Origin of the sequence: Paraburkholderia pallida (assembly GCF_004524855.1) — a bacterium.
Taxonomy (GTDB): Bacteria; Pseudomonadota; Gammaproteobacteria; order Burkholderiales; family Burkholderiaceae; genus Paraburkholderia; species Paraburkholderia oxyphila.
Window position 1 is genome coordinate 3021641 of the sequence record NZ_CP038148.1, and the last position, 13291, is coordinate 3034931.

Sequence of the window (13291 nt, forward strand, 5' to 3'; positions counted from 1 at the left end):
GCGTTGCACGAGCCCCCCCGCACCCACTAATCTTGTGCGTGCCCGTGCCGTCTCCGCTCCAGGAGCAATGCTGTCAATCTGCTTACCATGCCTGCACTCATCGAAGACTATGCAATGATCGGCGACGGCCACACGGCCGCGCTCGTGTCCCGCGAAGGCTCCATCGACTGGCTCTGCTGGCCGCGCTTCGACTCCGGCGCGTGCTTCGCGGCGCTGCTCGGCACCGAAGAGAACGGCCGCTGGCTGATTGCGCCGGCCCCGCCCGCCGACGGCTCCAAAGCCGAAGTCAAGACCACGCGCCGCTACCGCGGCGACACGCTGATCCTCGAAACCGACTTCGAGACGCCCGACGGCGCCGTCACGCTGATCGACTTCATGCCGCCCGGCAATGGCTGGAGCGAGCTCGTGCGGCTCGTGGTGGGCCGGCGCGGCACCGTACGCATGCAGTGCGAGCTCGTGCTGCGCTTCGACTATGGCTTTTCGGTGCCGTGGGTGAGCCGCCTCGCTTACGAGAGCGGCATCAAGGCCACCGTCGGCCCGGACACGGTCGTGCTACGCACGCCCGTCGACCTGGAAGGCGAGAACATGCGCACCGTCGCCGAATTCGACGTGAGCGCGGGTGAGCGCGTGCCGTTCTCGATGGCCTACGCGGCCTCGCATCTGCGCCCGCCGCCGCCGCGCGACCCGTTCACGGCGCTCGCGCGCACCGAGAACTTCTGGGAGGAGTGGTCGGCGCGCAGCACCGTCGAGGGCCGCTGGGCCGAGCCCATCCGCCGCTCGCTCATCACGCTCAAGGCGCTGGCCTTCGAGCCCACCGGCGGCATCGTCGCGGCCCCCACCACCTCGCTGCCCGAGCAGCTGGGCGGCTCGCGCAACTGGGACTACCGCTACTGCTGGCTGCGCGACGCCACCATCACGCTGCTCGCGATGATGCGCGGCGGCTACTACGACGAGGCGCGCGCCTGGCGCGCGTGGCTCGGCCGCGTGATGGCGGGCTCGCCCTCGCAGTTGCAGATCATGTATGGTCTCGCCGGCGAACGCCGCCTGCCCGAGTTCGAGCTCGACTGGCTGCCCGGCTACGAAGGCGCGAAGCCGGTGCGCGTGGGCAACAACGCGGTCGGGCAATTGCAGCTCGACGTTTATGGCGAAGTGATGAACGCGCTGCACCTCGCGCGCGTGGGCGGCCTGCAAGCCGACGAAACCGCGTGGTCGATCCAGTGTGCGATGCTCGAGCATCTCGAAACAATCTGGACGGAGCCCGACGAAGGCATCTGGGAGACGCGCGGCGGGCGCCAGCACTTCACCTTCTCGAAGGTCATGGCGTGGGTGGCGTTCGACCGCTGCATCCGCTCGGCCGAGAAGTTCGACCTGCCGGGCCCGCTCGAGCACTGGCGCGCGCTGCGCGACACCATCCACGCGACCATCTGCGAGCGCAGCTTCAATCCCTCGCTCAACTCGTTCACGCAGATCTACGGCGGCACCGATCTCGACGCGAGCCTCCTGCTGATGCCGCTCGTGGGCTTTTTGCCGGCGTCGGACCCACGCATCGCGGGCACGGTCACGGCCATCGAGCGCGACCTGATGTGCGAAGGCTTCGTGATGCGCTACCGCACCACCGACTTCAACGACGGCCTGCCGCCCGGCGAAGGCACGTTCCTCGCCTGCAGCTTCTGGATGGTGGACAACCTCGCGCTCCAGGGCCGCATGGACGACGCGCGCACGATGTACGAGCGCCTGCTCGCGCTCGCCAACGACGTCGGGCTGCTCGCCGAGGAATACGACCCGATCGCGGGCCGGCTTGTGGGGAATTTCCCACAGGCGTTCTCCCATGTGGCACTCGTTCATACGGGGCTGAATTTGATGCGCCATGAGCAGGAGATGGCCCGGGCGACGGGGCATCCGGCGGATGGCGGCGTTCCGCCGATCGATTCCGATCTGACAGCGGCGACCAATACAGCATCGTAAAAGTACGAAACCGCACGCAAAGCCCCCATACAGCGGCGTCAAGTGCGCTACACTTGGAGTCTGGGTTGCTGCGTTGCACAACGAACTGGAATTCGCCGGTGGTCAGCTTGCTGATTCCGGCACGAGGATTCTCGTTCGCGCGCGGCAAGCCATAGCCGCGCCGCTGAACCGGCCGGCCCCAAAGCCGATAAACAGGCTGACCGACCAACTGCTGGCCCGCTTCTGCGCCGCGCTTTCCCTGCGCGGCCCGGGGGCGAACCGCCCCTGATGCTGGAGCATCCATGCTCTACCAAATCCGTGAATTTCAGCGCGCCTTGCTGAGCCCGCTTACCGCGTGGGCGCAGGCCGCCTCCAAGTCGTTCTCGAATCCGTCGAGCCCGTTCTCGCTCGTGCCGGGCGCCACGCGCCTCGCCGCGGGCTACGAACTGCTCTACCGACTCGGCAAGGACTACGAGAAACCCGAGTTCGACATCCGCCAGATCGAGAAGGATGGCTTCAACATCCCGATCGTCGAGCAGACCATTATCGAAAAGCCGTTCTGCCGGCTGCTGCGCTTCAAGCGCTTCGCCGACGATCCGTCGGCCGTCTCAGCGCTCAAGGACGAGCCCGTGGTGCTCGTGTGCGCGCCGCTCTCGGGCCACCACTCGACGCTCCTGCGCGACACCGTGCGCACGCTGCTGCAGGACCACAAGGTCTACATCACCGACTGGATCGACGCGCGCATGGTCCCGCTCGAAGCCGGTCCGTTCCATCTGGACGACTACATCGCGTACATCCAGGAATTCATCCGCCATATCGGCGCGAAGAACCTGCACGTGCTTTCGGTGTGCCAGCCCACGGTGCCGGTGCTCGCGGCCATCTCGCTGATGGCGAGCCGCGGCGAGCCCACCCCGCTCACCATGACGATGATGGGCGGCCCGATCGACGCGCGCCGCTCGCCCACGGCGGTCAATTCGCTCGCCACCGAGCATTCGATGGAATGGTTCGCGAACAACGTGATTCACACGGTGCCCGCCAACTATCCGGGCGAAGGGCGCGAGGTCTATCCGGGCTTCCTGCAGCACGCGGGCTTTGTTGCGATGAATCCGGGCCGTCACACCAGCGCGCACTGGGACTTCTACAAGAGCCTGTTGCGCGGCGACGAAGAGGACGCCGAAGCACATCGCCGTTTCTATGACGAATACAACGCGGTGCTCGACATGGCCGCCGAGTACTACCTCGAGACCATTCGGACGGTGTTCCAGGACTTCAGCCTCGCCGAAGGCACGTGGGACGTCGCGGGCGAGCGCGTGCGGCCGCAGGACATCCGCGAGACGGCGCTCTTCACGATCGAAGGCGAACTCGACGACATCTCGGGCTCCGGCCAGACGCGCGCCGCGCACGACCTGTGCACGGGCATCCCGGAGCACGAAAAGCATCACTTGACGGCGGAAAAGTGCGGTCACTACGGCATTTTCTCGGGCCGCCGCTGGCGCACGATCATCTATCCGCAATTGCGCGACTTCATCCGCCAGCATCAACTCACGAAGCGCAATGCGAAGGAAAGCGCCGTAGCCTGAGCCGCAACGCTTCAGGGGTGCCAACCAGGCGCGTAGCCTGATGCAAAGGTCAACGCAGCACGCAACGCCAAACGCCGCGCTCTGTTCACACAGAGCGCGGCGTTTTTCATTGGACCGTCAATTGCCGCTCACTTGCGCATCAGGAACGCGAGCAGCATCTCGGTATTGAGCTGGATGATCTCGGCGCGCTCGGCACTCGTGCTGAAGTCGCGTCCGAGCGTGGCGTTGAGCGTGTAGCGGTTGGACACGATGTAGTAGCCCATGCCCGAGAGCGTCACGTACAGGCGCAGGGGATCGACGTTCGCGCGAAAGAGACCCGCTGCCTCGCCGCGCGCGAGGATGGAGCCGAGCGTGGCGACGATCGGCGAAATCATCTCGTGGATGCGCGTGGACTTCTGCATGTAGCGCGCCTCGTGCAGGTTCTCGTTGTTCACGAGGCGCAGGAGGTCGGGATGATCGCGGTAGTAGTCCCAAACGAAATGCGCGAGCCGCGTGATGGCCTCCACGGGTGCGAGCCCGGCGAGGTCGAGTGCGCGTTCGGCTTCGTTCAGCGCGCCGAATGCATGCTCCAGCACGGCAGTGAACAACTGCTCCTTGCTGCCGAAGTAGTAGTAGAGCATGCGCTCGTTGGTTTCCGCGCGGCGCGCGATCTGGTCGACGCGGGCGCCGAACAGGCCACCGCTTGCGAACTCCTCCGCTGCGGCAAGCAGGATGCGGCGGCGTGTGCCTTCAGGATCTCTTTTGATTTTCGTCTGATTCATGGTGGCAGGATCGCTCGATAGGCGCGCCGCTTACCATTTTGCGCTGCCGGGCCTCTCCTAACCCATCGTGCGGCAGCGTGGCATGGAGCGCGCCGGGTTAATGGACTGACACCCTTCGCTTCCCGATCTTTCTTTGTTTGCAGTCGTCTTGACCCCTCGCCCGACGCTGCGTATTTGACGCCGTCCTGCGGACTCGATCCGATGTCGTGCGCGAGGTGGTGCAACTGCGGCAAGCGCGGCCCGAACATTCGAATTAAGCGCTTTGATTATGGCACATGGCCCGCCGATGGCAATGCGGGAAATCGGCGATAATGCGGGCTTTGGCGGCGCGTTTGCGAGCCCGCCCAGATATCGCAACCGTGAACGATTCCAAGACCCTCGCAGACCGCATCGAAGATCTGCTGCCCCAGACGCAATGCACCAAGTGCGGCTACGACGGCTGCCGGCCTTATGCCGAAGCTGTTGCCGCCGGCACCGCCCACTACAACCAGTGCCCGCCGGGCGGCGCCGAGGGCGTCGCGCGCCTCGCGAAGCTGCTTGGCAAGCCGGTCATCCCGATCAATCCCGTGAACGGCGTCGAGCGGCCGCGCCCCGTGGCCTTCATCGACGAGCAGTTGTGCATCGGCTGCACACTGTGCATGCAGGCGTGTCCCGTCGATGCGATCGTCGGCGCGCCCAAGCAGATGCACACCATCGTCAAGGACGAGTGCACGGGTTGCGACCTGTGCGTCGCGCCGTGCCCCGTGGACTGCATCGCGATGATTCCGGTGACCGGCGAGGCAACGGGCTGGGACGCCTGGAGCCAGCAGCAGGCCGATGCAGCACGCGTGCGCCACGACCGCCGTCAGGCGCGGCTCGCGGCCGAGCGCGACGCGGCCGAAGCGCGCGCCGCGGCACGCCGCGCGGCCGCGGCGTCCACGGTTGCCGCAGCGAGTGCGCCCGCTGCCGGGGCTGCGGCGGTTACTGCGGCCGCGCGTGCGCCTGCAGGCGCCGACGATGCCGAAGCGAAGAAAAAAGCGATCATCCAGGCCGCGCTCGAGCGCGCACGCCGCAAGAAGGCAGAGCTGGCCGAGCACGGCGTTGCCCCGCGCAATACCGAGCACGTGAGCGCCGACGTGCAGGCGCAAATCGACGCTGCCGAGGCACGCCGCAAGCGCCTCGGCATTGGCGCCGATGCCGGTGCGCCGGCGCAAGCTGCCGGCGGCGAAATCGCGGGCGCCGCCACGGCCCCCGCCGCATCCGAACCGGGCGCGCCGAACGCGTCGGATGGCGGCCAGCAAGAACGCCAGGGCCGCAGCGAGCACGACAACCACCCGCACGACGACAAACCCGCCTGAGCCGCATGAACTGCATCAAGCGGACGGCCCTCGCACACCAGTCATGAACGCCACCAAGCGCCGCGCCATCTACGAAACGCTCCAGAGCCTCAACCCGAACCCGACGACCGAACTGGAGTTCACGACGCCCTTCGAACTCCTGATCGCCGTGATGCTCTCCGCACAGGCCACCGACGTCTCGGTGAACAAGGCCATGCGCAAGATGTTTCCGGTGGCCAACACGCCGCAGACGGTGCTCGCGCTGGGCGAGGAAGGCGTTGTCGATTTCATCAGGACGATTGGCCTCTACCGCACCAAGGCGAAGAACGTCATCGCCACCTGCAAGATCCTGATCGAGCAGTACGGCGGCGAGGTCCCGCAGACACGCGAAGCGCTCGAGGCGCTGCCGGGCGTCGGGCGCAAGACCGCGAACGTGGTCCTCAACACCGCGTTCGGCCATCCGACCATCGCCGTGGACACGCACATCTTCCGCGTCGCCAACCGCACCGGTCTAGCGCCCGGCAAGGACGTGAAGGCCGTGGAAACCGCGCTGGAGAAGGTCACGCCGGCCGAGTTCCGGCAGGACGCGCACCACTGGCTGATCCTGCACGGCCGCTATGTCTGCAAGGCGCGCCGCCCGGAATGCTGGCATTGCGTGATCGAGCCGCTCTGCGAATTCAAGCCGAAGACGCCGCCGCCCGAGCTCTGACGCGCCCGCCGGCGCGCCGGCGCCGGTGCGCGCACGCGCGTAGAATTGCCGTTTGAGCCACCGCATCAGGCGAATTGGCGCCGATCCGGGCCCTCGCCAACCCGCCCTCACCCACGCACGTTTTCAGCACGATTCACGATGTTCAATCCCAGCCGCGACGAAGTCCGCCGCTTTTTCACCGAGACCTGGCGCAAGCAGCGCGCGGGCGAAATCCTCACGCCGCTCGAGGCGATCGCCGCCGACTGGATCGTCGAGCACCCCGAGTACCACACGCAGCTCGCCGACGCCGAAGCGGCCGCCGCCGAGGACTACTCGCCCGAGCGCGGCCAGAGCAATCCCTTTTTGCATCTGTCGATGCATCTCGCGATCAGCGAGCAGCTCTCGATCGACCAGCCGCCGGGCATCCGCGCCGCGCACGACCGGCTCGCGGCACGTCTGGGCTCCACGCACGACGCGCAGCACGCCATCATGGAATGTCTCGGCGAGACGATCTGGGAGGCGCAACGCACCAACACGCCGCCCGACACCGACGCTTATCTCGCCCGCATCGAGCGGCGCGCCACGCGCGACTGAGCGGCGGCCGTGCGCTACCCGCGGTTTTGAACGGGCATGAAAAAACACCCCGTGCGAGGCGCCTGGGCGCATCTCGCACGGGGTGTTTCGCATTTGCGTTCCTGTTCGCGCGCGAGCGCGCCATGCATATCGCATGACGCCTCCGTCATCGGGACGCGCAGCGCGCCCGGTGCGCTTACTTCTTCTCGACCAAATCGCCCTTGAGCGATTCGACGTAGGCGGCCAGATCCTTCAGGTCACGCTCCGAGAGGCTCTGCACCTGCGCCTGCATGATCGGATTGCTGCGGCCGAAGTTCGGGTTGCCGGTGCCCATCTGATACTGGCGCAGCGCCCAATAGATGTAGTCGGCGTGCTGGCCCGCGAGCTTCGGATACTCGGGGCTCACCGGCTTGTTCAGGTTCACGCCGTGGCAGGCCGCGCAATTGTGGCTGTCGGCGAGCACCTTGCCGTTGGAGGCGTCGGCGGCGTGCGCCGGCTGCAGGGCCACCGCAAGCGTGAGCGCTGCGGCGGCGCAAACCCCCGAGGCGGTCTTCAGAAGCGAGGCGCGCTCGGCCGTGTAGGGCTTGTTCATGGATTCTCCTGTCCTGTCCCGTGCCGGTTACTTCTCGGGGTTGTTTTTCGTGGCGGCCGTCTGCGACGAGTAATACGCCGCGATATCAGCGATGTCCTGGTCGGACAGCGTCGCCGCGATCGCATGCATCGTCCCGAAGTGGCGGTCGCCCTTCTTGTAGCCGTGCAACGCGTTTTCGATGTATTGCGCGTTCTGGCCGCCCAGGATTGGCACGTGATAGACCTCGGGATAGGCGGTGCGGTAGTCGGGAATACCATGACAGCCGATACACATCGCAACCTTGCCCTGCCCTGCCTTCGCGCTGCCCACGACATCCGCGTGTGCCGTGGCCGCGAAGCCCGCCAGCACTGTCAATGCGCCAAACATGACGTGCTTGCCGACAATTTTTTTCATAGCATCCAACCTGGCTTGAGGGGATTCGAACGCCCGAACCGCAGGCCACGGCCTGCGCCGCATTACTGCTGTTTTACTTTTGGGTCGCCGTGCAGGCCGAAAAAAATCGGTCCGAGTATACCGCGACGCCCCGCCGCACGTCCACCGGGCGCGCGCCGGGGCAATGCCCGCTCAGGCCCGCCGGACGGGGCTCGGGCGTGAATGAGAAAATTCGCGAGCGGTCTGGCATCCTGGCGTGCGGGTCATCCCTGATGTGTCCCGCACGGGTCTCGCACACTGTGCGCGAACCATAAACGAGTGCCGCATCGGGCGGACCCAACGATACGCGAGCGCCCCCCGACCCAACACCCCTTCTGACTTATACTGGGATTTTTTTAGCGAGCGGTTCATCATGCGCGCCACGCGTTTCGAAGGCTCTTCGCAGTACGTCGCCACCGACGACCTCAAGCTTGCGGTCAATGCCGCGATCACCCTCAAACGACCGCTGCTCATCAAGGGCGAGCCCGGCACGGGCAAGACCATGCTGGCCGAGGAAGTGGCCGCGGCGCTCGACATGCCGCTCATGCAGTGGCACATCAAGTCCACCACGAAGGCGCAGCAAGGTCTCTACGAGTACGACGCGGTCTCGCGCCTGCGCGACTCGCAGCTCGGCGACGAGCGCGTGAAGGACATCCGAAACTACATCGTGAAGGGCGTGCTGTGGCAGGCGTTCGAGTCGGAGCAGCAAAGCGTGCTGTTGATCGACGAGATCGACAAGGCCGACATCGAATTCCCCAACGACCTGCTGCGCGAACTCGACCGCATGGAGTTCTACGTGTACGAAACGCGCGAGCTCGTGAAAGCGAAGCAGCGTCCGCTCGTCATCATCACGTCGAACAACGAGAAGGAACTGCCCGACGCCTTCCTGCGCCGCTGCTTCTTCCACTACATCAGCTTCCCCGATCCGGCCACGATGCAGCGCATCGTCGAGGTGCACTATCCGGGCATCCGCCGCGATCTGCTCAACGCGGCCATGGAAAGCTTCTTCGAGCTGCGCAACGTCGCGGGCCTGAAGAAGAAGCCTTCGACGTCCGAGCTGCTCGACTGGCTCAAGCTGCTGCTCGCCGAGGACATTCCGCCCGACGCCCTGCGCGCCGCGGACGGCTCGAAGTCCATGCCGCCGCTCGCCGGCGCGCTGCTCAAGAACGAGCAGGACATGACCCTCTTCGAGCGGCTCATCTACATGAACCGTCACAACCGCTAACACACCGCCAGGAACAGCCGCGAGGACAGCCGCAAGGCGCGGGGCACGCTCGCAAGGCCGGAGAACCAGCATGCTGATCGACTTCTTTTACACGCTGCGAGACGCGAAGCTGCCGGTCTCCGTGAAGGAGTACCTCACGCTCGTCGAGGCGCTCAAGGAGCGCGTGATCGCGCCCTCGCTCGACGACTTCTATTACCTCGCGCGCATGACGCTCGTGAAGGACGAGCAATACTTCGACCGTTTCGATCAGGCCTTTGGCGCGTACTTCCGAGGCATCGAGAAAAAGTCGGAGCTCGCCTTCGAGATTCCCGAAGATTGGCTCAAGAAGCGCCTCGAGCGCGACTTCACGCCCGAGCAGCGCGCGCAGATCGAGGCGATGGGCGGGCTCGACAAGCTCATGGAGCGCCTCAAGGAGCTCTTCGAGGAACAGAAGGAGCGCCACGAAGGCGGCAGCAAGTGGATCGGCACGGGCGGCACCTCGCCCTTCGGCAACGGCGGCTATAACCCCGAGGGCATCCGCATCGGCGGCGAAGGCGGCCAGCGCAGCGCCGTGAAGGTGTGGGACGCGCGCGCGTACCGCGACTACGACGACCAGGTCGAGATCGGCACGCGCAACATCAAGGTGGCGCTGCGGCGCCTGCGCCGCTTCGCGCGCGAGGGCGCCGCCGAAGAGCTGGACCTCACCGACACGATCCGCAGCACGGCCGCCAATGCAGGCTGGCTCGACCTCAAGATGGTCCCGGAGCGCCACAACAACGTGAAGGTGCTGATGCTGCTCGACGTGGGCGGCTCGATGGACGATCACATCAAGCGCACCGAGGAGCTGTTCTCGGCGGCAAAGGCCGAGTTCAAGCACCTGGAGTTCTATTACTTCCACAACTGCGTCTACGACTACCTGTGGAAGAACAACCGCCGCCGCCACGCCGAGCGCACGCCCACCTGGGACCTGCTGCACAAGTTCACACCCGACTACAAGCTCATCTTCGTCGGCGACGCGACCATGAGCCCCTATGAAGTGCTGCAGCCGGGCGGCTCGGTCGAGTACAACAACCCCGAGGCGGGCGCCGTATGGCTGCGGCGTCTCGCCGACCAGTTCCCGCATTTCGCGTGGCTCAATCCCGAGCCCGAGCGGCTATGGGAGTACCGCCAGTCGGTGTCGGTCATCCGCGAGATACTCGGGCATCGCATGTATCCGCTCACCGTCGCCGGGCTTGAAACAGCCATGCGCGTCCTGAGCAAATAGCGCCACCCTACCCGCGTTTCGCCAGATTTCGCCGCGTCGCCCAAGGCGCGCGGCCAGACCGTTGCGCATACAACCATAAAACGAGGAGATTCCCAGCATGACCGCGCCTTCGTCCCCGGACCTGCCATCGACATTCCGGCCGGGACCCTTGAGGCCCTTCGCCGACACGTCGGTGGCCACGATCGTCGCAGGCTTCGTCGCGATGATGACCGGCTACACGAGCTCGCTCGTGCTGATGTTCCAGGCCGGCCAGGCCGCGCATCTCTCCCCCGCGCAGATTTCCTCGTGGATCTGGTCGCTCTCGATCGGCATGGGCGTGACCACCATCGGGCTCTCGCTGTGGTTTCGCGCGCCCACGGTGATCGCCTGGTCGACGCCGGGCGCGGCGCTCCTGATCAGCTCGCTGCCGCATGTGCCCTATGCCGAGGCCATCGGCGCGTACCTCGTCTGCGCGCTGCTGCTCACGGCGGTAGGCGTGACCGGCTGGTTCGACGCGCTGATGAAGCGCGTGCCCGCCGGCATCGCGGCGGCGCTGCTCGCGGGCATCCTGTTCGAGATCGGCATCGAGATCTTTCACGCGGCGCAGGTGCAGACGCCGCTCGTGCTCACGATGTTCTTCGCCTACCTGCTGCTCAAGCGCTGGGTGCCGCGCTATGCGATCGTCGGCACGCTCGTGGTGGGCGTGGCCGCCGCCGCCGCGCTCGGGCTGCTCGACTTCAGCCACTTCCGCGTGGCCGTCGCGAAGCCCGTGTTCACGATGCCCGCGTTTTCCGCTTCGGCGATCGTGAGCATCGGCATTCCGCTCTTCGTCGTGGCGATGGCCTCGCAGAACGTGCCCGGCATCGCCGTGCTGCGCGCCGATGGCTACAACACGCCCTCCTCGCCGCTCGTCGCCACGACCGGCATCGCCTCGCTCGTGCTCGCGCCGTTCGGCTCGCATGGCATCAATCTCGCGGCCATCACCGCGGCGATCTGCACCGGGCCGCACGCCCATGAAGACCGCACGAAGCGCTATATGGCCGCCGTCTGGTGCGGCATCTTCTATCTGATCGCCGGCACCTTCGGCGCGACCATCGCGGCGCTGTTCGCGGCGTTTACGCCGGCGCTCGTGGTCTCCATCGCGGCGCTCGCGCTGTTCGGCTCGATCATGAGCGGCCTCACCAACGCCATGCAGAACCCCCACGAGCGCGAAGCCGCGCTCGTGACGTTCATGGTGACGGCTTCCGGGCTCACGCTGCTCTCGATCGGCGCGGCGTTCTGGGGGCTCGTGGCAGGCGTGCTGACCCAGGTGATCCTGAACGCACGGCGGGCCTGATGGCGCGGGGATCGGCGATGCATTGGCGATACCGCGGCGCGCGTCATCGCGCCGCCACCCGATCCGCCCTAAAATGATGGCGTACGCCGTGCCCGCCGGCACGGCATCGCGCGCCGCCCGCGCTCCGTCCCCGTCCCTGCGGACGACGGTGTCCGGTGCGGCGACGCAGCGCCCCTTCGCGTTTTGAGGCGTTTTCAGGCGTTCTGCATTTCGCGTTCCGCCCTTCGCGCCAGCAGCCAGCGGCTCAGGCGCGCAAGGCCGTTCAACTCCTTCCGACGCCGGCGCGCATGCGCCCACAAGGCCTGACATGACTACCGCACTCGATCAGCTCAAGCAGTACACCACCGTCGTCGCCGATACGGGCGACTTCCAGCAGTTCGTCCAGTACAAGCCGCAGGACGCGACCACGAACCCGTCGCTGATCCTCAAGGCCGTGCAGAAGGCCGAGTACCGGCCGCTGCTCGAAAAAACCGTGCGCGATCACGCGAACGAGTCGGTCGAATCGATCATCGACCACCTGCTGGTCGCCTTCGGCACCGAGATCCTCAAGATCATCCCGGGCCGCGTCTCGACCGAAGTGGACGCACGCCTCTCGTTCGACACGAAGAAGTCGATCGACAAGGCGCATCACATCATCGACCTGTACAAGCAGGCCGGCATCCCGCGCGAGCGCGTGCTGATCAAGCTCGCCTCCACGTGGGAAGGCATCCGCGCGGCCGAGGTGCTGCAAAAGGACGGCATCCGCTGCAACATGACGCTGCTGTTCTCGCTCGCGCAGGCCGCCGCGTGCGCCGAAGCGGGTGCGCAACTGATCTCGCCGTTCGTCGGCCGCATCTACGACTGGTACAAGAAGGCCAAGGGCGCCGACTGGGACGACGCGAAGGACGGCGGCGCGAACGATCCGGGCGTGCAATCGGTGCGCAAGATCTACGCGTACTACAAGAAGTTCGGCTACACGACCGAGGTGATGGGCGCGAGCTTCCGCAATACCAGCCAGATCGTCGAACTGGCCGGCTGCGACCTGCTCACGATCAGCCCGGATCTGCTGCAGAAGCTGCAGGACAGCACCGAAAAGGTCGAGCGCAAGCTCTCAGCGCAAGCGTTCAAGGACGGGCAGATCGAGCGCGTGGCCGTGGACGAGCCGTCGTTCCGCTTCCAGCTCAACGAAGATGCGATGGCGACGGAGAAGCTCGCGGAAGGCATCCGCGCATTCGCCGCCGATGCAATCAAGCTCGAAAAGATGATCGAGGAACTGCGCGGGCGTTAAGGACGAGGGGGACCCGGAGGACTCGCGATCTGGCGCTCGTGGACTGCGCGGCAGATCGCGCGGTCCATCTCGCGTGGTCCGCATTGTCGTCGTCCATCGTCGTCATCGGGCAGGCGGTTTCGACATCCGCGCGAAGTCCGCCACTAAGCCTCTGCCAGGGCCGCACATGCTGCATGTGCGGCCCTTTTGCATGGCGCGCCCGGCCGGCGCGCTCCCTGGCTTTCCTGCGGCGCCCGGCGCAAACGCCATTCCCGTCTGCGCTCTCGCAAACCCTGACGACACATGCCCCCAAAAAGTGCATGCGGTCATCAGGAGCGCCTAGAATCAGGGCAGCGGCGCAACATGCCGCGCCACCCCGGCCCCGCCCTGCCGCGCA

At 66.1% G+C, this 13291-nt stretch carries 13 protein-coding genes; 10 read left to right on the top strand and 3 right to left on the bottom strand.

Features of this window, described 5'->3' with window-relative positions:
* Positions 1–87 precede the first annotated feature (87 nt).
* From E1956_RS13670 to E1956_RS13680, 3 genes are all read left to right on the top strand, one after another.
* The gene (locus E1956_RS13670; RefSeq protein ID WP_134749635.1) at positions 88–1965 is read left to right on the top strand and encodes a glycoside hydrolase family 15 protein; all 1878 of its coding nucleotides are present in this window, start codon (positions 88–90) and stop codon (positions 1963–1965) included.
* Positions 1966–2038: 73 nt separating this feature from the next.
* Positions 2039–2233 carry a hypothetical protein gene (locus tag E1956_RS13675; RefSeq protein WP_134749637.1) on the top strand — a complete coding sequence of 65 codons (195 nt, stop codon included), beginning with the start codon at positions 2039–2041 and terminating at the stop codon, positions 2231–2233.
* Positions 2234–2246: 13 nt separating this feature from the next.
* Positions 2247–3524 (top strand): polyhydroxyalkanoate depolymerase, encoded by a 1278-nt coding sequence (locus E1956_RS13680; protein ID WP_134749639.1) that lies wholly within the window; start codon positions 2247–2249, stop codon positions 3522–3524.
* Between the two features lie 128 nt (positions 3525–3652).
* Here E1956_RS13680 and E1956_RS13685 read toward each other — a convergent pair whose 3' ends face one another.
* Complete coding sequence (locus tag E1956_RS13685) at positions 3653–4285, bottom strand: TetR/AcrR family transcriptional regulator (RefSeq protein WP_028219382.1); 633 nt, start codon at positions 4283–4285, stop codon at positions 3653–3655.
* Positions 4286–4644: 359 nt separating this feature from the next.
* On the opposite strand from E1956_RS13685, the gene rsxB reads away from it, so the two are divergent.
* The 3 genes from rsxB to E1956_RS13700 all read left to right on the top strand — a co-directional run bounded on the left by rsxB (position 4645) and on the right by E1956_RS13700 (position 6883).
* Positions 4645–5622, top strand: a complete 978-nt coding sequence (rsxB, locus tag E1956_RS13690; protein ID WP_134749641.1) for an electron transport complex subunit RsxB — start codon at positions 4645–4647, stop codon at positions 5620–5622.
* Between the two features lie 43 nt (positions 5623–5665).
* Entirely contained in the window at positions 5666–6310 is a 645-nt protein-coding gene (gene nth / locus E1956_RS13695; protein WP_134749643.1) for an endonuclease III, read from the top strand.
* A gap of 138 nt (positions 6311–6448) precedes the next feature.
* Positions 6449–6883: a DUF1841 family protein gene (locus E1956_RS13700; protein WP_134749645.1), complete on the top strand. Its 435-nt coding sequence runs from the start codon at positions 6449–6451 to the stop codon at positions 6881–6883.
* Positions 6884–7058: 175 nt separating this feature from the next.
* On the opposite strand, the gene E1956_RS13705 is transcribed toward E1956_RS13700, so the two are convergent.
* A complete protein-coding gene (locus tag E1956_RS13705) occupies positions 7059–7454 on the bottom strand; it encodes a c-type cytochrome (protein ID WP_134749647.1) in 396 nt (131 codons plus the stop codon).
* Between the two features lie 27 nt (positions 7455–7481).
* Positions 7482–7847, bottom strand: a complete 366-nt coding sequence (locus tag E1956_RS13710) for a c-type cytochrome (protein WP_134749649.1) — start codon at positions 7845–7847, stop codon at positions 7482–7484.
* Between the two features lie 391 nt (positions 7848–8238).
* On the opposite strand from E1956_RS13710, the gene E1956_RS13715 reads away from it, so the two are divergent.
* From E1956_RS13715 to tal, 4 genes are all read left to right on the top strand, one after another.
* Positions 8239–9090 carry an AAA family ATPase gene (locus E1956_RS13715; RefSeq protein WP_028219377.1) on the top strand — a complete coding sequence of 284 codons (852 nt, stop codon included), beginning with the start codon at positions 8239–8241 and terminating at the stop codon, positions 9088–9090.
* A 70-nt stretch (positions 9091–9160) separates the two neighbouring features.
* Positions 9161–10333 (top strand): vWA domain-containing protein, encoded by a 1173-nt coding sequence (locus E1956_RS13720; protein WP_134749651.1) that lies wholly within the window; start codon positions 9161–9163, stop codon positions 10331–10333.
* Between the two features lie 97 nt (positions 10334–10430).
* Positions 10431–11648 (top strand): benzoate/H(+) symporter BenE family transporter, encoded by a 1218-nt coding sequence (locus E1956_RS13725; protein ID WP_134749653.1) that lies wholly within the window; start codon positions 10431–10433, stop codon positions 11646–11648.
* Positions 11649–11955: 307 nt separating this feature from the next.
* On the top strand, positions 11956–12915 hold the full coding sequence (gene tal, locus E1956_RS13730) for a transaldolase (RefSeq protein WP_134749655.1): 960 nt from the start codon (positions 11956–11958) through the stop codon (positions 12913–12915).
* The last annotated feature ends 376 nt before the right edge of the window (positions 12916–13291 follow it).